This window comes from Actinoalloteichus fjordicus (assembly GCF_001941625.1).
GTDB lineage: Bacteria > Actinomycetota > Actinomycetes > Mycobacteriales > Pseudonocardiaceae > Actinoalloteichus_A > Actinoalloteichus_A fjordicus.
The window spans coordinates 4,295,094-4,314,873 of the sequence record NZ_CP016076.1 but is presented as its reverse complement, the minus strand read 5'-3'; the positions used below and the strand labels follow the sequence as shown (position 1 = coordinate 4,314,873).

Genomic DNA, 19,780 nt, shown 5'->3' with positions numbered 1-19,780 from the left:
TGTTGTTTCGTGTCAAAGAATTGTTGCAGGAAGATGTTCGATCATGTTTGATCGTTGGGGAAATCGTGTGATTGGCATCACCGACGGACACGACGTGGTGGCCCCGGCAACAAGGAGTTCGGCATGACACGCACAGGAGTTCTGCGGTCGCGGCGGCTGTTCGCCGCGGTCGCGGCGGCAGGAATCGTGTTGACGGGCTGCACCAACACCGGGGAGGACGATGCCGCGTCGTCGGCCTCCACCGGGGGCGGCGACGGCCAGGTCGTCCGCGACACCGAGGACACCGGCGAGGGCTGCACGCTGGAGCAGTACGGCGCGGAGCCGCTCGAACTGGAGGGCGCCGTGGTCGGCTTCTCCCAGTCCGAACCGGACACGGCGGCCTTCCGCGCGGCGGAGACCGAGTCGATCCGCGCGGCCGCCGACGAGGTCGGGGTGGGCGAGCTGCTAGTCACCAACGCCGACAACGAGCTGCCCAAGCAGATCGCCGACATCCAGGACCTGCTCAACCGGGGCGTGGAACTGCTCCTGGTGGCTCCGGTCAACTCCGACGGACTCGATCCGGCGCTGGACGCGGCCAAGGCCGCGGGCGTTCCGGTGATCACCATCGACCGCAAGGTGACCAACACCCCCTGCGAGGACTATGTCGCCTTCCTCGGCTCGGACTTCTACGATCAGGGCGCCCGCGCGGCGGACGCGATGAGCGAGGCCGCAGGCGGCGAGGCACAGGTCGCGATCCTGCTCGGCTCCTCGGGCAACAACGTCACCGACGACCGCAACGCCGGGTTCAAGGACCAGGTCGAGGCCGAGCACCCCGGCCTGGAGATCGTCGCGGAGCAGACCGCCAACTTCGCCCGTGACGAGGGCCAGGCCGTGGCGGAGCAGCTGTTGCAGTCCAACCCGGACATCACCGCGATCTACGCCCACAACGACGAGATGGCGCTCGGCGCCGTCACCGCCGTGCAGTCGGCCGGGCTCCAGCCCGGCGTCGACGTCACGATCGTCTCGATCGACGGCACCCGCAACGCGGTGCAGGCCATCGTGGACGGCCAGATCAACGCGGTGATCGAGTCCAACCCCCGGTTCGGCCCGCTTGCCTTCGAGACCGCGCAGCGGTTCTACGACGGTGAGACGATCCCCGAGGACGTCATCATCGAGGACGACCAGTACGACAGCGAGAACGCCGAGGCCGACCTCGGCAACGCGTTCTGACCGAGTCCATCCCGCCTTCAGCCGCCGACGCGGTCTGCATCGCCAGACCGCGTCGGCGACGGCCCACGCGAGGAAGGACGTCGTCGTGAGCAGCTCCACCAGCACCGACCCGCCTCGGCAGCGCGTGGCGGCCGCCGTTCTGGAGACCGAGGGCGTCACCAAGTCGTTCGGCGGCGTGCGCGCCTTGCGCGGTGTCGACTTCCGGCTTGCCGCCGGTGAGATCCACGCCCTGGTCGGCGAGAACGGCGCGGGCAAGTCCACGCTGATCAAGGTGCTGACGGGCGTCCATCCGCCCGACGAAGGGGAGGTCCGATTCGCGGGCGCCCCCGTCGACTTCCACCGGCCCGCCGACGCCCAGCGGGCCGGGATCTCCACCATCTACCAAGAGGTCAACCTGGTGCCGCTGCTGTCGGTGGCCCGCAACATCTTCCTCGGTCGCGAGCCGAGGACCCGGCTCGGTCTCATCGACGTCGCGCGGATGAACCGCGAGGCCGCCGCCTTGGTCGAGTCCCTCGGCCTCGACGTCGACGTCCGCTCCGACCTCGGCAGGCTCGGCCTCGGCGTCCAGCAGATGGTGGCGCTGGCGCGGGCCATGTCGGTCTCGGCACGCGTGGTGATCATGGACGAGCCGACGTCGTCGCTGGAGGCCAAGGAGGTCGCCACCCTGTTCGGCGTCGCGCGCACCCTGCGCGACGCGGGCGTGGGTCTGGTCTTCGTCTCGCACCGGCTCGACGAACTCTGGGAGCTGTGCGACCGGGTCACCATCCTGCGCGACGGCAGGCAGGTGCACACCGGCCGGATGGCGGACCTGAGCAGGCTGGCGCTCATCTCGCACATGCTGGGCCGCGACCTGGAGGAGGTGCGCCGCACCGGAGCCACCGACTTCGGCGAGACCCACCGACAGGACCGGGAGCCGGTGCTCACGGCGTCCGGTGTCCAGGTCAGGGGCAGCCTGCACGACGTCGGCCTGACCGTCCGCCCCGGCGAGGTGGTCGGCCTCGGCGGACTGCTCGGCTCCGGTCGCACCGAGACGGTGCAGGCCGTCTACGGCGCGCTGCCGCGCGAGGCGGGCACCGTCCGGGTCGGCGGTGCGGAGGTGCGCACGAACTCGGTCGGCCATGCCCTGCGGGCGGGCATCGCCCTGTTGTCGGAGGACCGCAAGGCCGAGGGGATCATCCCGGACCTCTCGGTCCGAGAGAACATCGCGCTCGCCGTGCTGCCCCGGCTCTCCCGGCTGGGCCTGGTGTCGGAGTCGAGGGTCGACGCCCTGGTGGCGACCTTCATGGCCCGGCTGCACATCAAGGCGTCGAGCCCGGCCCAGCCCGTGCGGGAGCTGTCCGGCGGCAATCAGCAGAAGGTGCTGATCGCCCGGTGGCTGTGCACGGAGCCGAAGGTGTTCCTGCTGGACGAGCCGACCAGAGGCATCGACGTCGGCGCCAAGAGCGAGGTGCAGTCGCTCATCGACGAACTCGCCGAACAGGGCCTGGCGGTCGTGCTGATCTCCAGCGAGATGGAGGAGCTGGTCGAGGGCGCCGACCGGATCGTCGTGCTGCACGACGGCGGAGTGGTGCGGGAGCTGGTCGGCGAGCAGCGTACGACCGCCGAACTGCTCGCGGCGCTGGCCCACGATCCTGGCACGGCGGCCGAGAAGAACGAGGAGGACGCGGGTGACTGACTCCACCCAGGCGGGTCGGCGGCCGGACCCGGACGCGCCCCGATCCCCGGCCGAGGAGACCTCGTCCGGGACCGGACAGGTACGCGAGGCAGCGGCGGGTTCCGCCGACGCGGGCGGCGGGGAGTCCGGCGGGTCCGGCAGGCCGCCCTGGCTCCGGCGGCCCCGCATCGACGCGGACTGGATCCGCCGCAACGGCGTCTTCGTGGCACTGGCCCTGCTGATCCTGGTGAACGTCGCGATCACCCCGAACTTCGTCAGTGAGGGGACGCTGCGGCTGCAGCTCATCCAGGTGGCGCCCGTGCTGATCGTGGCGCTGGGGATGGCGCTGGTCATCGGCACTCAGGGCATCGACCTCTCGGTGGGCGCCGTGATGGCGCTGGCCGCCGCGCTGATCCCGCTGTACATCGGCTACGGGGCCGCCGTCGCGATCCTGATCGCGCTGCTCGCCGGGTGCATCACCGGGGCGGTGGCGGGCTCGCTGATCGCCAGGGTGGGTGTCCAGCCGATCGTCGCGACACTGGGTCTGATGGTCGCCGGTCGCGGCGTCGCCAATCTCATCGGCGGCGAGATCAAGAGCATCCGCGAGCCGGGCATCGTCATGCTGGGCTCCGGCAACGTCTTCGGCATCCCCTACGTGGTGCTCATCGCCGCCGTGGTGTCGCTGGTCGTGTGGTTCGCGGTCCGGCGCACGCTCTACGGTCGCAGGCTCGTCGCCATCGGCGGCAACCAGCGGGCCGCCGAACTGGCCGGACTGCCGGTGAAGCGGGTGCTGGTCACGACCTACGTCGTCTGCGGCCTGCTGGCCGCCCTGGCAGGCGTGCTGCTGGCGGCGCGTTCCCAAGCCAGCGACCCGACGCGGCTCGGCCTGCTCATCGAACTGTCGGCCATCACGGCGGTGGTGATCGGCGGGACCCCGCTGTCCGGTGGTCAGGTGCGCGTCGCGGGCACCATCGCAGGCGCCCTGCTGATGCAGCTCATCACGGCGACCCTGATCTTCCACAACATCCCGGACTCCACCGCGCAGGTGGTGCAGGCCGTCATCGTGATCGCCGCCGTCTACGTACAACTCGGTCGCCGGAGATCGGGGAGACCGGGACGATCGGGAAGAAAGGCGTCACCATGACAGGCTCCGTCGCCCCGACCGCGCCGCCCGCAGGCCAGGGCGTCCCGAGCACCGGGGCGCGGCTGGCCCGCGTGGCCCAGCGCCAGGGCGCGCTGGTGATCCTCGTCGTCGCGGTCCTCGCCGCCACGTTCGCCTTCGACTCCTTCGGCACCCGAGGCAACCTGACCAACATCGGGCTGCAGGCGTCGTTCCTCGCGGTGGTCGCGCTCGGCATGACGTTCGTGATCATGACCGGGGGCATCGATTTGTCGGTGGGCTCGGTGTTCGCGCTCGGCGGCGTCCTGGCCGCCTGGGGCGCTCAGTACGGGACCTGGGCGGCGCTGCTGGTGCCCCTGCTGGTGTGCGGCGCGATCGGACTGGCGCAGGGGCTGATCATCGCCAGGGGCGGGCTGCCGCCGTTCATCGTGACCCTCGCCGGACTGCTGTTCGCGCGCGGCGTTCTGCTGCTCATCAGCGACGAGGGCGCCACCACCTACAAGGTGCCCGTCGAGTCGGCGTTCCGGACGCTGTCGCAGGGCTCGCTGCTGGGGATCGGCTTCCCGATCTGGCTGGTCGTCATCGCCTTCGTCCTCGGCGGCATCGTCCTGCACCGCACGTCCTACGGTGCGACGGTGCTGGCCATCGGCGGCCAGGAGGACGCGGCGGACCTGATGGGTCTGCCGGTCGTCCGGACCAAGATCATCGCCTACGTCACCTCCGGACTGCTGGCGGGCTTCGGCGGGATGCTGATGGCCTCCTACACCTCTTCGGGGGTGACGGTGCTGGGCGTCGGGATGGAACTGGAGGCGATCGCGGCCGTCGTGCTGGGCGGCACCCTGCTCACCGGCGGTGCGGGCACCGTACTCGGGACCCTGGTCGGCGTGCTCCTGCTCCAGGTGATCATGAACGTGATCAACCAGGTCGGCTCGCTGAACTCCAACTGGCAGGCCGTCGTCAGCGGCACGATCCTGCTCGTCGTGGTCACCCTCCAGCAGTGGCTGGCCAAGGTGCAACGTCGCTGAGGCACTCGTCGTCGCGGCCGGGCCGGAACCGGTGCGGCGCGGTGCGGGGTTCGGTCTCGCCGAGTCCCGGCCCGCCGCGCCCGACCCGGTGCGCGCCTGCGGGCGTCACCGCCCCGGCCGCTCGGGCCGGGTTTAAGGGGCTGCGGCTGATCGATCTCGCCGGGGGAGTTCGTCCTCGCCGTTGATCGTGGCCGCCGACCTGTCCTCGGACGACGAGCCATGGGCGCGCACCCCGACCAGGCTGCGCGCCGTCCCGCCCATGCGACGGAGGGCGACTCGGGATGACCGGGCTGCACACCGTGCATCCCTCCGGTGTCCGCCGGGATCGTGCCCCGCGCCGGGGACCGGGGACTGATCGATCGTGCCGCCGACCGGCCGGTTCTTCGCGGCTCGGTGAAGCGGCTGAGGGCTCAGATGTCATTGTCGGACCGAGTCCGAGCAGCTGGCCGAGGACCGCAGCCTCCCGCCTCCCCGCTCGTGTGCGGGCGGAACCCGCTCATCCCGTTCCCCGAGAGGACATCCTTCGATGGCCGACCATCGCGACGCCGCCTCGGCCGCCCTCGTCCTGGCGCGGCGCCGCATCGTGATCCGCGCACCCTTGGCGACGATCTGGCGGCTGCACACCGACGTCACGGGCTGGCCGAGGCGGCATCCCGAAGTCCGCGAGGTCACCGGAGCGCCCGTCCTCGCCGAGGGCACGTCGTTCGGTCTGCGTCCGGCAGGCCTGGACATCACGTCCACCGTCCTCGACGTGAAGCCCATGCAGCAGACCCGGTGGGTGGGACGCGTCGGCGGCATCACCGGCACTCATCTGTGGGTGTTCCGGTCGCACGATCTCGGCGTCCTGGTCGACACGCTGGTGTCCTGGGACGGCGACCCGATACGGGCCGACGTCGACGGCATGCAGGAGCTGCTCGACACCACGCTGCTGACCTGGCTCAATCGACTCAAGGCCGCCGCCGAGGACTGTTCACTCGAGACGACGTGAATCCGGCGGCCGAGTCGGGCGGTGCGGTCTCGGCCGCCCGACTCCGCGCGGTCAGACCGGTGTCGACAGGTGCGCGGCCAGCCGTGCCCGCAGCTCGGGGTGCTCCCGGAGCCCCTCCCGCAGCGCGTACTCCGGCAGCGACGGCGCGAAGGCCGCCGTGTCGGCGGTCTCCCAGTCCAGCGGCCCCAGCGGCGGCTCCGGATCGTACTCGATGACGAGCTGGACGCGGCGGGCGGCCTCCGCACCCGCGAGGGTGGCCACCAGGTGCAGGGCCATGTCGATGCCTGCGGCGACGCCCGCGGCGGTGAGCACCGGGCCGTCCTCCACCCAGCGGCGGCGTACCGGGGTCGCGCCGAAGCCCGCCAGCAGCGGCAGGAACGCCCAGTGGCTCGTCGCCTCCCGGCCCGTCAACAGACCGGCCGCCCCGAGGACCAGCGACCCGGTGCACACCGAGCCCATCAGATGCGCGCCGGGCGCGGTGTCTCGCAGGTACTCCTGGAGCTTCTCATCGGTCATCGCCCGCATGGTCGGCGCCATTCCGCCGGGCACGATCACCGCGTAGGGGTCGGGCACCTGATCGAAGACGTGGTCGGCGCAGACCCGCAACAGGCTGTCGGTCGGCATCGGGTCGGTGTTCTCCGCGACCAGGGCGACCCGGAATCGCGAGTCCAGCGCGGCCAGTCCGCTCAACACCTGGAGGGGGCCGACCAGATCCAGCGGGGTCATCCCCGGATACACGATCAGAGCGATGGTGCGCTGCTGTTCAGTCATGATCGTCACGCTGCCCTCGGCGACCCCGCGTCGCCACGCCGATGTCCGAGATCCTGCGAAGCCGGTCCGATTCCCGGGGCGTGCCGGTGCATCCCGGCGGGACTGGTGCCGGTGCACCGTCGTGCGGGCCGATCCCTCCGGCGGGACGGGATGTCCCGGCAGGCGTCGCGTGCGGCAGGGGACCGGGTGGCTCTCGGGGAACGAACCGTGCGGCGCAAGGGCGGTCTTCGGTGCGGGAGGTTGGCGGGGGAGAGCCGGACGTAGACCGATCGCGCGGTCCTCGGGCACGGGACCGGGACCGACGGGAGGACCGGTGACGGCGGGAAACGATGCCCGGCGGCCGAGCCGGTGACGGCACCGTCGTGGGCCCACGAGACGACGGGGCGCGGCGCAGCGCCCAGGCCAGCGCCGCCGACGGGGAGCCGGATCGGCGCGTGTCCGCCGGCTAGACTCACCGGGTGTCCGAGAAGCCGCGTCGGGTCGTCATCGTCGGTTTCCCCGACGCGACGTTGCTGGACGTCGCCTGCCCTGCGGACGTGCTCGACGCCGTGAACCACCTCGGAGCCCAACCGGGCTACCAGGTCACCACGGCCACCCTCGGCGGTCGCGAGATCCGCACCACCTGCGGCATCGTCCTGGCTCCGCACTGTCCGCTCGAGCGCGTGGCGGGCCCGGTGGACACGCTGATCGTCGCGGGCGGCCACGGGCATCGTGCCGCTGCCGAGGACGTGCGCGTCACCGACCAGGTCCGCCGGATCGCCGCGATGAGCAGGCGGGTCGCCTCGGTGTGCACCGGGGCGAGCGTGCTGGCCGGTGCGGGCCTGCTCGATGGTCGGCGGGCGACCACCCACTGGATCTTCCTCGACGAGATCGCCCGGCGGTACCCGGCGGTGTCCTTCGATCCGGCCCCGCTGTTCGTCCAGGACGGCAACGTCTACACCTCGGCCGGGGTGACCAGCGGACTCGATCTGGCGCTGTCCTTCGTCGAGGACGATCACGGAACCGTGATCGCCCGGCAGGTCGCCAGGGGAATGGTCACCTATCTCCAGCGACCCGGCAATCAGGCGCAGGTGAGTCTCTTCCTGTCCGCGCGGCCGCCGGACGCGGGACCGGTCCGCGAGGCGGCCGCCTATGTGCTGACCCACCTCGACGGCGATCTGCGGGTCTCGGCCCTGGCCCGACACGTCGGGATCGGCGCCCGCCACCTGGCTCGGCTCTTCGCCGAGGAACTGGACACCACGCCCACGCGATACGTCCGATCGGTGCGGACCGAGGCGGCGGCTGTGCTGCTGAGTGACACGGCGCTGCCGATGGGCACCGTCGCCCGCCGATGCGGATTCGGCACCGGGGAGACCCTGCGGCAGGCATTCCTGGACGCCTACGACACGACGCCCTCGGCCTACCGCCGGATGCACCAGCGGCGAACGACTCCGGTCGCGTCGGCACGCTGACGACCGCGCGGCCAGGCGCCGTGGACCTCTGCTGCGCCTGCCGCCTGCGTGGTACGTCGGCTCCGCCGCTCGCGCCGGTGCGCGCCGCGACCCCCGTGGACGTCGCCTCCCGTCGCACGGCGCCCGCTCGTCGGATCAGTCGTCCCGCAGGATCAGACAGGTCGTGGTGCCGGTGGCGAGGAGCCTGCCCGCCGCGTCGTGCACGGTGCCCTCGGCCGTGCTGGTCCGCCTGCCCCGATGCACGACCCTGCCCTCCGCCAGCAGTTCGACGTCGTCGATCGAGCCGGGGCGCAGGAACTTCACCGCCAGGTCCACCGACGTGTAGCCGATGCCGCCGGGGAGCGTGGTGTGCACGGCGCAGCCCATCGCCGAGTCCAGCAGCGTGGCGAGGATGCCGCCGTGCAGCGTGCCCAGCGGATTGGCGAACTGTGAGCGAGTGCGGCAGCGGAGCGTCAGCCTGCCGTCCTCGATGTCCTCGAACCGCATGCCGAGCAGCAGACCGATGCCTGCCGAGGTCTCGTGGCCCCGTGCGGCTCGCAGCAGTTCCAGGCCGCTCGGGACGGCGTCCTCCCTGTGCATGCTCACTGTCTGCCGCCCGTCTCGCCGGTCAGAATGACGGTGTCAGGTTGACACGTTCTCGACTGCCCTGGCCCGCCGACCTCGACGCACTCGCCACCGACGTCGTCAGGATGGCAGCCTGGGTGCCGTCGCGATGACCCGCCTCGCCGCCGCAGGCCGCGACGTCGAATCGCAGATGTTCGCCGAGGAGTTCGACGCCATGGCCCGGCGGATCGAAGGCCGCCGTCGATCGCACCGAAGCGCGCCACCCACTGGCTGATCAGCGACTCCGCCTGGGCGGGGTCGGCCACCGAGCCGCCGTGGGCCGCTTCCGTCCCGCCCGCAGCCTGGATCTTGGCGACCACGGCATGTGCCGTCGCCACATCGACGTCGTTGACCAGTACCGAGGCACCCCTGCCTGCGGCATGCCGGGCGTAGGCCCTGCCCAGCCCCCGACCCGCCCCGGTGATCACCACTGCCTTGCCGTCCAGGATTCCCATCCGACCAGTCTTAGTCGATGATCAGCGCCGTCGGAGCGACAGACTGAAAGAGCCTGTCTTCGATCCCCACTTTCCTGTTGCGCGGGGCAGGCGGCGGCGATCTGCGGCGTTGTCGTCAGTCGACATCACTCCGTCATGTCTCCTTCCTCCGCCTGGCAGCTCATCCCACGCTGATCCCCGCTCACGACTCCAGGGGGACCAAGGACAGGCCCTGAGAGGTCGTCCTGCGGCGGTGAGTGGCGGGCGCCGACCGCCTCCCGTCGATCAGACGAACCGTGACCTCGTCGGCGGTCGGCGCCGTTCTCCTGCGACGGATGGTTCGGACGTGGCGTCGGGCTCCCCAGCCGGAATCCGAATCTCGTCGGCGAATCACCGCAGGTCACCAGGCTTGATGCCGAGTGGGGCCGGCGCCTCGTCCCATGGCACGGGGCGCGGGGGGCTTCTAGGATGGTTCGGTCCAGGTGACGCCGGTCACGGTGTCCGACGCCGCCGTGTGCACCGCAGAACCAGAAGCGAGGTGACAGATCGATGACGGGGAACAAGGCGATCGCCTATGTCGGCAAGGGCGCAGTCGAGGTTCGTGACATCGGCTATCCCAGTCTCACCCTCCGCGACGGTCCCGGCGTCAACCCGGCCAACGTGGGACGGCGCTGCGATCACGGCGTGATCCTGAAGAACGTCGCCACGAACATCTGCGGCTCGGATCAACACATGGTTCGCGGCAGGACCACGGCGCCGGAAGGTCTGGTGCTCGGCCACGAGATCACCGGTGAGGTCGTGGAGACGGGCCGGGACGTCGAGTTCGTCAAGCAGGGCGATCTCGTCTCGGTGCCGTTCAACATCGCCTGCGGCCGGTGCCGGAACTGTAAAGAGGGCCAGACCGGGATCTGTCTGAACGTCAACCCGGACCGCGCAGGCTCCGCCTACGGATACGTCGACATGGGTGGGTGGGTCGGCGGTCAGTCCGAGTACGTGATGGTGCCCTACGCCGACTGGAACCTGCTGCGCTTCCCTGATCGTGATCAGGCGATGGAGAAGATCCTGGACCTCACGATGTTGTCGGACATCTTCCCGACCGGCTTCCACGGCTGTGTCACGGCCGGGGTGGGCGTCGGATCGACGGTGTACATCGCCGGAGCCGGTCCCGTCGGGCTCGCCGCCGCCGCATCCGCGCAACTGCTCGGCGCGGCGGTGGTCATCGTCGGCGACCTCAACGCCGATCGGCTCGCGCAGGCCCGCAGCTTCGGGTGCGAGACCATCGACATCTCGCAGGGCGAGCCGAGGGATCAGATCGAGCAGCTGCTCGGCGTGCCGGAGGTCGACTCGGCGGTGGACGCCGTCGGGTTCGAGGCGCGCGGCCACGGGCGTGACGCGGGCACCGAGAAGCCCGCGACGGTGCTCAACTCGCTGATGGACCTCACCAGGGCGGGCGGCTCGCTCGGCATTCCCGGCCTGTACGTCACCGGCGATCCCGGTGCGGCCGACGCCGCGGCGCGGCAGGGATCGCTGTCGCTCAACTTCGGGCTCGGCTGGGCGAAGTCGCACTCCTTCGCCACCGGGCAGTGCCCCGTGATGCGGTATCACCGTCAGCTGATGATGGCGATCCTGCACGACCGGGTGCAGATCGCCAAGGCGGTCGATGCGAGGACCATCCCGCTCACCGAGGCGCCGCGCGGCTACCAGGAGTTCGATGAGGGCGCGGCCCGCAAGTACGTGCTCGACCCGCACGGCCTGCTTCCTCAGCGAGGCTGAGGCGATTCGGGCAGGCAGGACCCGGCAGGCCGCCGGAGACTCCTTCCCGTCGGGCACCGTCGCGCGCTGCTGCGCGGGGACCGGCTCGGTGCGCTTCGGCGCCGAGCCGGTCCCCGGGTGTACACCCGAGGGCACACCGAAGACGGCGGGCCCGCGACAGACAGTGGGAATCACCGGACACTCACGCGCGGTTGCCCCCGCACCGCGTCGACCGGTCGCGATGATCCGTCCTGCCGAGATTTCGAACGACCGTGGATCGAACGACCGTGGATCGAACGACCGTCCTACGGTCTTTCGTCTGCTGATTGAATCGTCGACGAGGCAGGCGGGAAGTGCGACCCCTCGGTGGATAAGACCGATCCTTCTGACGGCTTACCGGTCGAAGAGAACGGCCGGGATTCGCACCGCGTTCCCGCCGATTCTCGCCACGTCGCCGACGGTGATCCTACGGCGTACTGGGTGGTCAGCCGAGTCGATCGTGTTTGGCCGCGGACAGGAAAGCGCCGAATGTGCGAGGTGCCATGGTGAGCACGCCGCCCTGACGATTCTTCGTATCGCGGATGCCGACGACATCGGCGGTCTGCCCGATCTCGACGCACTGGCCGCCGTTGGCGCTGCGACTACTGGTACGCCACCGGACACTGGTCAATGGATGCACGCCGCGCCTCTTCCTTCTCAGGGAGTGAATTCCGCGACTATCCTAGCGATGAGCTGTGCGGTCTCTCGTTTGGACAGAGCAAGCCCGCGCAGCTCGTCGAACATGAATGTCAAGGCTGCGACGTCGTCGCGATCCTCGATCACATGACCGCCCAAGGGATTCTCCGACCATCCCACATCGGGGTCCGCCTGTTCAACGAAGCGGAGAAGGGTGAATCCGCCCGCCAGACTCGGATGAGTACCGACGCTGTTGGGAAGTACTTGAAGAATCACATTAGGAAGTCGGCCCAGCCGTCGCAGGTGGTGCAGCTGCTCCGTCATGATCGCCGGCCCGCCGATCTGTCGGTACAGCGCGGACTCGCTGACCACGGCACGCAGCTCAAGCGGTACGGGCGCGGTCAGCCGCTGCTGTCGTTCCATCCTGGCGGCGACGCGCTTCTCCACATCGGCCGGGTCCGTGATATGCCGACCCGCCGAGTGGATCTCGCGCGCGTAGGCCTCGGTCTGCAGCAGTCCGGGAATCAGCTCGATCTCGAAGTTGTGCACTTCCGAGGCGGCCTGTTCGAGTCCGACATAGGGTTTGAACCACTCGGGCAGCCGATAAGTCGACCACCATCCGCGTTGTGCGCCCTCTCTGCGCAGTTCTTCCAGCAGGGACCGTACTCTCTCGGGTGTCTCGTAGTAGTCGAGCAGTGCCGTCAGCTCGAACTTCTTGATGCCGGACCGCCCGGCCTCCCAGTTTCGGATCTTCCCGGCACTGCAGCCGATGTGCTCTGCCGCCTCGGCCAGGCTTCTCCGGGCACTCGCCCGAAGTTCGGTGAGCGAGGTACCGAGTCTGCGCCGCCGCGCGGTGGGTCCGAGGGACATCTCAGCCTTGCCTTCCTGCGCGGGCAGCGGTTCGCGGCCACCCACCGTACCCAAAGATCATCATCGTGTCGTCGGCCTCACTCGGAAGGCTGAATTTCAATCTTGAATTCAGGTTTTGCGAACAGGGTTCGATACCTTGCCTGCCGAGGGCGTGTCGCTGATCCTCTTCGATCGCAGAACGGGATCGACCGGGACGACCGGGGCGGCGACCGCCTCGGATCGCCGTCCTGCCCGCGCGACGTCCGCACGCGGATCGGCGACGGGCTCGCCTGCCGAGACATTCATGGAGGAGATGATGGGAAATCAGTTCCTGAGCGGTGTGCTGGACACCGCCGGAGACCATCTGTTCCCGGTGGTGGCCACGACGGGCATCGTGCTGCTGGGCTTCGGCGCGCTCGACTGCGCCTGGCGTTGCTGGCGCGAGTCCCATCCCCGGCGCAGAAGCCCGAGCAGGCGCGACTGGGCGCGGATACGTGCTGCGGAGACGCGGGTGGCGGCGAACCGATGACCGATGACCGTGACGCCTGGTTCGCCGAGGACACCACGTCCGAGGCAGGCCTGCGTCGCGACCGGCATCTCGTCGCCGGACTGCGACCGGAGATCGGGACCGTGGTGGTCACCCTCTGCTGCCGCTCGCTGATCGTCGGCGGTGCACCCGAGATCGCCTGCGGTGAGCCCGGCGACTGGGGCGTCGGAACCGGGGAGGGTGCCGAAGGCGGCGCCGACGCACCGGGATACCGGCTGTGCTGGGAGTGCGCGGAGGTCGCCGCCGGGCGGAGGCCGCCGCCGCCGAACGTCCTGGAGTTCGATCCCGTGCGGCTGGTCCGGCTCCGCAGCGGCCTCGCTCCTGAGCCGGGCAGACTGGTGCACGTCTGTCCGCCGCCGGACCCGGCCCCCGCCGTGCTGCGGGCGCGATGCGGGGCGGAGCTGCCGGTCGTCGACCTCGACATCCTGGACGTCATCGACGCGGCGACGGGGATGCCCTGCGGGGTCTGTCTCGCCGCCTCCCTGATGGTGATGGGCGCGGAGGGCGCGGCCGGGACGGCGGCGGGTGCCGCGGTGAGTCGCAGACTGGGCGGCATGCTGCCACGCCGATGTCGAGTCTTCGCAGGTGGTCCGGCGTGCTGTGGGCGCCCGCGCACCCGAGGCGGTTCGGCACGCAGACGCGACGGCCGCCCGCCGACGGGCGAGGACTGAGGCAGCGCCTCGCCGATCACACCGCGATCCGCAGGCGACCTCGTCGATCCGCGGGCGGCTCGGCGGCGGGTCGGGAATGCGGATCGGCGAGGCGCGTTCGGCTGAAGTGGATGGACGCGGTCGCGGGAGGCGCGCTCCCGCCCGCCGGGCGCGCCATGGCTCACGTGGACCCGTCGACCACCATGGGACCGGGACAGCGGCCCGCATGCCGGGACCTCGCCCGGCACCGGGACCCGACGGTCACCGGCCGACCCGATGGTTCTGTCTCGCGGTGTTCGGCACGCCGTCGTCACGACCACACTCGGGGTAGTCGACCAGCCTGCTGCCGTCGGTGGAGCGGAGGCGAATCCCGGCCTACCCGCTCCTCGGCGGAGCACGTCGGACTCGCCGCCCCGCCGGACTTGAGCACCGGCGGCCGCTCACCTCATGGCGAGGGTGAGTGCTCCGGTGACCGTCTCCCGGTGCGCCTCGTGGAACGTGCGTCCGGGACCGTACAGGGCGAAATACCACATCCTGTTCGCATTCGGCTTCCCTCGGCGGTTGTAGTTCTCCAGGGTGACTTTGTCCTCGCCGTCGGTGAGCACGACGCCCGCGAAGTGGTACGCCCACGGCGGTCTGGCGCCGGACTCCTGGTCCGCCACCTGTTCGGCCCTCGACCGGCCCCGCGTGGAGTAGATCGCGAGCGCCTCGCCGACGCGGGCGTCGGCCGACTCGTTGATCCCCAGCCGCCCGTCCCGTTCCGGATCGGGCCGGTCGTACGGCCGGTAGCGCGACTTGGCGAGCCGGGCCACGTTCCCCGTGGTGGTCTGGATGCTGTTCTTGGTGTCGTCCGTGGGCTCCCGGTCAAACACCCCGGCGTCCTCCAGGCGGTCGACCAGGATCTGTTGCAGGGCCGGGTACGTCTCCAGCACCTGGGATCTCATCGCGTTCAGCAGCGTGCTGGCGTGCCCCAGCGGCATGCCAGCATCGGTGAGTGCGGTGCGGACTGCCTTCATGGCAGGCACGACCTCCCCCTCGTGTTCCTCCTCGATGTCGACGTCGACGTCGACGTTCCGCCAGCTGAACAGCAGGTATCCGTCGTCGCTGGGGAGGCGGCGGGCGAGGCCGCCGGGCGTCATGCCCGGTCGGGTGACCAGGCGAGGGTACGAGGTCAGACCGATCACGTCGTCCGGCCGCTGGTCATGCTCCACCCGCTCCGTCGTGCCCTCGTCCGGGGCGAGCAGCACCTTGTTCAGCGACTTGCCCGTGACGTCGCGAGCGACCTCGATGCACTGGTCCGGACTCAGCATGTCCTCGTCGCCGCGCTCCTGACCGCCCGCCACGATCACCGGCCGCCACTTCGTGAGTCCGCGCTCGGCCAACTCGCCGGGCACCTCCCCGTCCGCCTTCCTGAGCCGCACGGCCGCGCCGGAGGCCTCGAGCTCCGCGTTCGCCGTGGCGATGACGGACTCCGCCGCGTAGAGGTCCTTGGTCTGGGAGCGTCTGCCGATCGCCACGTTCCCGCTCGTGGAGTAGATCCACGGGTCGCCTTCGGCGCCGCTGTCGGAATCACTCTCGCTCAGGGTGACGTTCTCCTCGATGTCCTGGTCACTGAAGAACTCCTCCTCGCTCTTCTCGCCGTCCCCCGGCGACGGGGACCGCCCGGACGGGGCGTGCTTCGACGGCACCCGTTCCGAGGGCGCGCGCTCCTCTTCCGCCAGGTCGCCGCCGCCGGGTGCCTCCACCACCGGAAGCACCTCGGAGTCCTCCTCCTCGACGCCCTCCGTGGGACTGCCTGTCGAGGGTGCGGGCCCCTCACCGAGGACGAGGGCAACCCGCCGCGCCAGGCTGTTGACGTGCACGCCTCGGAAGCTCGTGCCGCCGCCTGCCTTGGCGGCCCGCCAGTCCCGGACGGCCTGTTGGACGGCGCGCAGCAGATCCGGGTGGTTCGAGGACGGGTCCTCGGCCTCTGCCCGCCGCCACGCGTCGACGGCGGCGTCCACCCGTTGCAGCTCACCAGACCGCCCCGTGGTGAGCGAGAAGAAGGACTGGGTCTTCCATCGACGCGCCAGACTGCGCAGGGAGAGCTGCGCGCCCGGCGGATCGCCCGCCGCCCGTTGGACCTCCGTTCCCGGTGCGCGCTGAACCGTGCCGGACGGCCCCGCCGCCGCGAGCCGAGCCGGTGCCGACGGCCGTCGGGACATCACCCGGTGCGCGGTCTGCTCCGCCTCGCGCTCGAATCGGTCCGACGGGTCCGACACGCTCAGACCCGATCCGTCGTCGGTACCCGACACCGGACCCGAACGCTGCTGCATCACGTGCACAAGCTCGTGGGCGAGCGTGTGCCGGTCACCACCGCCATCCCCGATCACTACGTGGTTGCCCGAGGTGTAGGCCCGTGAGCCGATCTCGGCCGCCGAGCGCCGGGCCGCCGTGCCGGTGTGCACCCGCACGTCCGAGAAGTCCGCGCCCAGCCTGGACTCCATGTCGTCGCGGGTCGCCTCGTCCAGCGGCCGTCCCGACGAGCGCAGCACGTCCGGCACCGATGTGTGCTGTCCGGCAGGCCCGTCCGCCGGGGCCTCGGGACGACCGGCCAACAGCCGGGCGACGGCGGCGTTGCCGACGCTGCGTTGCAACGCGTACACCCCGGCGGGCGTCAGACGATCCGGCACCGAGGGCACGTCGGTGTCGACGGTCGGTTCCCGCCTCCGGCGCGGCGGTTCGGTCTGATCCTGCTTCTCCTGGGCGCGCATGATCTCTCCACAGGGTCGGGGCGGACACTCCACCTGGATACCTGCACCAGGCCCGCCGTGCCAGGACCAGGAGGGCAACACGTGGGCACACCGCTTGCCCCCGGGCCGGTCAGGAAGGCGCGACGGCTCGGCGATCAGGGCCGTCGAGCCTCGCATCGGCGCGGGCGGAAGGGCGTGCTGCGGGGACGCCGTGCTAGTCCGGCCATCGCGTGGCGAGCAGGCGGACACGCCGTTCGGCCTGCTCGCCAGGACGGATCAGCTCATCCGTCGTGCGCGGCGGGGCGCCTTCGGGTATATCCCGGACCCATGAGCGACTCCATCAGCATGCCCACCCCGCTCGCCCCGTTGCCCTCGGACGGTACGGCCGGGGACCGCGTCGCCGTGGTCACCGGCTCGGAGTCCGGCATCGGCCGGGCGGTCGCCATCGAATTGGCCCGGCAGGGCGTCCACGTGGGCATCACCTTCCGCACCGAGGACCGGGCCGCACGGGCCGTCGCCGAGCAGGTTCGCGCCCTGGGGGTGCGGGCCGCGATCCGGCAGGTGGAGCTGACCGAGCTGCCCGAGGCCGCCGACGTGATCGACGAACTGGCCGAGGATCTGGGCGGCCTCGACATCCTGGTGAACAACGCCGGGATCACCACCGACGAGAACTTCCTCGACACCTCCTACGAGACCTGGCGCCTGACGCAGCGCGTCGACCTGGACGCGGTGTTCCTCTGTTCCCAGCGGGCCGCCCGGCGGATGATCACCGCTGGCCGGGGCGGTCGGATCATCACGATCACCAGCGTGCACGAGCACCTGCCCCGCGCAGGCTTCGCGGCCTACTCGGCGGCCAAGGCGGGCGCGGGCGCACTGTGCAAGGTGATGGCTCTCGAACTCGGCCGCTACGGGATCACCGTCAACGCGGTCGCTCCCGGCGAGATCAACACCGCGATGACCCGGCGCGAGGACGTCGATCCCCGCGACCTGCCCCGGCCGGGCGTTCCGCTGGGCAGACCTGGTGGCGTCTCGGAGGTCGCGGCGCTGACGGCCTTCCTCGCCTCGCCTGCCGCGTCCTATGTCACCGGTGCCTCGATGCGGGTGGACGGGGGCGTGTCACTGATGGGCGTCGAGGCAGGGTTGGGGCTGCCCACCGACGACTGGCGGCCCTGAACTCGGACGGCGGCGGTCAGCGTCCGGTGAGGTTGGCGGCGAGCCAGTTCTCCACCTCCAAGACGTGGGCCGCCGCCGCAGCCCGGGCCGCATCGGGATCGCGGGCGGCCAGGGCGAGGTAGATCCGTTCGTGCTCCTGCCACAGCCTGCCGACCGCCGCCGCGTCCTCGTGGCCCCGCCACACCCTGGCCCGGAAGGTGCGGGAGGACAGGCCGTCGAGCATCGCGGTCAGCAGATCATTGCCCGCCGCGTGCACGATCGTCTGGTGGAAGTCGCGGTCGGCGGCGACGATCTCCTCCACGCTGCCGCCGCGCCCGATGCGATCCAGGTGTTCGGCGACGTCGGCCAGTTGCGCCTCGGTGATGCGGGCGGCGGCGGTCGCGGTGGCCGCCGATTCGAGCACCCGCCGCACCTGTAACAGCTCGACGAGCGTCTGGCCTCGGGAGATCTCGGCGACCACGCCGAAGGTCTCCAGCAGATCACCCGGGCGCAGCCCCGTCACGTAGACGCCCGCGCCGTGGCGGGTCTCCAGGATGCCGAGGATCGTCAGCGCGCGGATCGCCTCGCGCACCGAGCCTCGGGAGATCCCCAGCAGCGCGGCGAAGTCCCGTTCGGTCGGCAGTTGTTGGCCAGCGACCAGCTCGCCCTCGGCGATCATCGTCTTCACCTGCTCGATCGTCCGCTGGGTGACGGACGTCCGGCCCGCCTCGGCGGCCGCACCGCTCGCCGAGGCTGCGGGCGCCGTGCGAGCCGGAGCCCGCCCGGCGGAGTCGACGCTCGTGGACGAGCGATCCGGGAATCGGCCGGGGAACTCGTCTCGCACGGTGTCCATTCCGTCCGTCCTCTCGGTCTAGCCGACTCGGCCGATCGGCGGTGATCGACGCCGACTGTGGTGAGGAGCGGCCTGCGGTGCGGCTCTTGACACGCTTTCGCCCCCGCGAGTAGAAGTGATCCTACCAATTCCGCGTAATAGTGGAGAAATCTCCGAGAAACACGGCGTAGTCGGCTGTTCGGACATTGTCGCGGTCCGGAATGGTCGGACAATGAGGCGATTCGTCTCGGGCGCCGGTCGACAGCCGAGGAGACGGACATGGGCACGGGCGGACGGCGACGGCGACTCTCGACGACGGCACTGGCGGTGTTCCTGATCGCAGGCTGCGGGACCACCGCCGACATCCTCGGACCCGTCGGGGACGGCGGTCACGTCGGCGTGGTGCTCCCGATGCTCACCTCGCCGTTCTGGCAGTCCTACAACGACTACGTCCCGGAGCTGGCCGCCGAACAGGACGTCGACGTGCTGCCGACGGTGAACTCGGCGGGCGACCCGGCGCAGCAGATCACCGACATCAACAACCTGCTGAACCAGGGGGTGGCCGGTCTGGTGGTCGCCCCGTTGGACAGTGCGGCCATCGTCGCGGGGCTCAACCAGGCGCAGCGGCGCGGCGTCCCCGTCGTCGCCGTGGACGTCGCCCCGGAGGACGGCGAGGTCGTCATGGTGGTGCGCGCCGACAACCGCGCCTACGGCGACCAGGCCTGCCGCTATCTGGGGGAGGAGATCGGCGCCGGGAAGGTGGTCCAGATCCAGGGCGATCTGTCCTCGGTGAACGGTCGAGAGCGGTCCGAGGCCTTCCACGACTGCATGGCCCGGCGGCACCCCGACATCGAGGTGTTCGACATCCCGGCGAACTGGGACGGCGAGACGGCCGCCGCGCAGCTCGACGGCCTCCTCACCGCCGAACCCGACATCGCGGGCGTCTACCTCCAGGCGGGCGGGGTGTACCTGGCGCCCGCGCTCCAGACCCTGCGCGGCCGGGGAATGCTGCACGAACGCGGCCACGCCGACCACATCGTCATCGTCTCCAACGACGGCATCCCGCAGGAACTCGACGCGATCCGCCGAGGCGAGATCGACGCAACGCTCTCCCAGCCCGCCGACGGCTACGCAGGCACGGCCCTGTCCTACCTCAAGGCCGCGATGGCAGGCGAGACCTTCGCGCCGGGACCGACCGCGCACGGCAGCGAGATCGTCGAACTGCCCAACGGCCTACTGGAGGACCAACTGCCGACACCACTGGTCGACATCGACAACGTCGAAGATCCCGCGCTGTGGGGCAACACCGTGGGCTGAACCGGCGCCGCAGCCTGCA

At 70.7% G+C, this 19,780-nt stretch carries 18 protein-coding genes; 11 read left to right on the top strand and 7 right to left on the bottom strand.

All coding sequences use genetic code 11. The features are described from left to right. The first annotated feature begins 123 nt into the window (after window positions 1–123). From UA74_RS18385 to UA74_RS18365, 5 genes are all read left to right on the top strand, one after another. The gene (locus tag UA74_RS18385; protein WP_075741371.1) at window positions 124–1,209 is read left to right on the top strand and encodes an ABC transporter substrate-binding protein; all 1,086 of its coding nucleotides are present in this window, start codon (window positions 124–126) and stop codon (window positions 1,207–1,209) included. Window positions 1,210–1,294: 85 nt separating this feature from the next. Further along, window positions 1,295–2,884, top strand: coding sequence for a sugar ABC transporter ATP-binding protein (locus UA74_RS18380; RefSeq protein WP_232237320.1), 1,590 nt, complete (start codon window positions 1,295–1,297; stop codon window positions 2,882–2,884). After that, window positions 2,877–4,007, top strand: a complete 1,131-nt coding sequence (locus tag UA74_RS18375; RefSeq protein ID WP_232237319.1) for an ABC transporter permease — start codon at window positions 2,877–2,879, stop codon at window positions 4,005–4,007. The genes UA74_RS18380 and UA74_RS18375 overlap by 8 nt, the downstream gene beginning before the upstream one ends. After that, the gene (locus tag UA74_RS18370; protein ID WP_075765007.1) at window positions 4,004–5,008 is read left to right on the top strand and encodes an ABC transporter permease; all 1,005 of its coding nucleotides are present in this window, start codon (window positions 4,004–4,006) and stop codon (window positions 5,006–5,008) included. Before UA74_RS18375 ends, UA74_RS18370 begins: the two co-directional genes overlap by 4 nt. A 526-nt stretch (window positions 5,009–5,534) precedes the next feature. After that, on the top strand, window positions 5,535–5,996 hold the full coding sequence (locus UA74_RS18365; RefSeq protein WP_075765005.1) for an SRPBCC family protein: 462 nt from the start codon (window positions 5,535–5,537) through the stop codon (window positions 5,994–5,996). Window positions 5,997–6,047: 51 nt separating this feature from the next. On the opposite strand, the gene UA74_RS18360 is transcribed toward UA74_RS18365, so the two are convergent. Beyond that, window positions 6,048–6,767 (bottom strand): DJ-1/PfpI family protein, encoded by a 720-nt coding sequence (locus UA74_RS18360; RefSeq protein ID WP_075765003.1) that lies wholly within the window; start codon window positions 6,765–6,767, stop codon window positions 6,048–6,050. Window positions 6,768–7,225: 458 nt separating this feature from the next. Here UA74_RS18360 and UA74_RS18355 point away from each other — a divergent pair, with 458 nt between their 5' ends. Further along, the gene (locus UA74_RS18355) at window positions 7,226–8,218 is read left to right on the top strand and encodes a GlxA family transcriptional regulator (protein WP_075741367.1); all 993 of its coding nucleotides are present in this window, start codon (window positions 7,226–7,228) and stop codon (window positions 8,216–8,218) included. Between the two features lie 135 nt (window positions 8,219–8,353). Here the strand turns inward: UA74_RS18355 and UA74_RS18350 are convergent, their stop codons facing one another. Together UA74_RS18350 and UA74_RS18345 are read right to left on the bottom strand one after the other, a co-directional pair. After that, a complete protein-coding gene (locus UA74_RS18350) occupies window positions 8,354–8,797 on the bottom strand; it encodes a PaaI family thioesterase (protein WP_075741366.1) in 444 nt (147 codons plus the stop codon). 2 nt (window positions 8,798–8,799) lie between these two features. Further along, window positions 8,800–9,276 (bottom strand): SDR family NAD(P)-dependent oxidoreductase, encoded by a 477-nt coding sequence (locus tag UA74_RS18345; protein ID WP_075741365.1) that lies wholly within the window; start codon window positions 9,274–9,276, stop codon window positions 8,800–8,802. A gap of 528 nt (window positions 9,277–9,804) precedes the next feature. Here UA74_RS18345 and fdhA point away from each other — a divergent pair. Next, window positions 9,805–11,028 carry a formaldehyde dehydrogenase, glutathione-independent gene (gene fdhA / locus UA74_RS18340; RefSeq protein ID WP_075741364.1) on the top strand — a complete coding sequence of 408 codons (1,224 nt, stop codon included), beginning with the start codon at window positions 9,805–9,807 and terminating at the stop codon, window positions 11,026–11,028. 463 nt (window positions 11,029–11,491) lie between these two features. Here the strand turns inward: fdhA and UA74_RS18335 are convergent, their stop codons facing one another. Together UA74_RS18335 and UA74_RS18330 are read right to left on the bottom strand one after the other, a co-directional pair. Further along, window positions 11,492–11,686, bottom strand: a complete 195-nt coding sequence (locus UA74_RS18335) for a DUF397 domain-containing protein (protein WP_075741363.1) — start codon at window positions 11,684–11,686, stop codon at window positions 11,492–11,494. A gap of 17 nt (window positions 11,687–11,703) precedes the next feature. After that, window positions 11,704–12,597 carry a helix-turn-helix domain-containing protein gene (locus UA74_RS18330; RefSeq protein WP_083683322.1) on the bottom strand — a complete coding sequence of 298 codons (894 nt, stop codon included), beginning with the start codon at window positions 12,595–12,597 and terminating at the stop codon, window positions 11,704–11,706. A 247-nt stretch (window positions 12,598–12,844) separates the two neighbouring features. Between UA74_RS18330 and UA74_RS32100 the strand changes: the two genes are divergently transcribed. After that, window positions 12,845–13,060, top strand: coding sequence for a hypothetical protein (locus UA74_RS32100; protein WP_157442275.1), 216 nt, complete (start codon window positions 12,845–12,847; stop codon window positions 13,058–13,060). Next, window positions 13,057–13,749 carry a hypothetical protein gene (locus tag UA74_RS18320; RefSeq protein ID WP_075764998.1) on the top strand — a complete coding sequence of 231 codons (693 nt, stop codon included), beginning with the start codon at window positions 13,057–13,059 and terminating at the stop codon, window positions 13,747–13,749. Before UA74_RS32100 ends, UA74_RS18320 begins: the two co-directional genes overlap by 4 nt. 419 nt (window positions 13,750–14,168) lie before the next feature. Here the strand turns inward: UA74_RS18320 and UA74_RS32995 are convergent, their stop codons facing one another. Next, window positions 14,169–16,481, bottom strand: coding sequence for an eCIS core domain-containing protein (locus UA74_RS32995; protein ID WP_198042770.1), 2,313 nt, complete (start codon window positions 16,479–16,481; stop codon window positions 14,169–14,171). 306 nt (window positions 16,482–16,787) lie between these two features. Here UA74_RS32995 and UA74_RS18305 point away from each other — a divergent pair, with 306 nt between their 5' ends. Beyond that, a complete protein-coding gene (locus UA74_RS18305) occupies window positions 16,788–17,633 on the top strand; it encodes an SDR family oxidoreductase (protein ID WP_232237318.1) in 846 nt (281 codons plus the stop codon). Between the two features lie 16 nt (window positions 17,634–17,649). On the opposite strand, the gene UA74_RS18300 is transcribed toward UA74_RS18305, so the two are convergent. Further along, window positions 17,650–18,465 carry a FadR/GntR family transcriptional regulator gene (locus tag UA74_RS18300; RefSeq protein WP_083683320.1) on the bottom strand — a complete coding sequence of 272 codons (816 nt, stop codon included), beginning with the start codon at window positions 18,463–18,465 and terminating at the stop codon, window positions 17,650–17,652. 258 nt (window positions 18,466–18,723) lie between these two features. On the opposite strand from UA74_RS18300, the gene UA74_RS18295 reads away from it, so the two are divergent. Then, on the top strand, window positions 18,724–19,761 hold the full coding sequence (locus UA74_RS18295) for a sugar ABC transporter substrate-binding protein (RefSeq protein WP_075741359.1): 1,038 nt from the start codon (window positions 18,724–18,726) through the stop codon (window positions 19,759–19,761). Window positions 19,762–19,780: the final 19 nt, after the last annotated feature.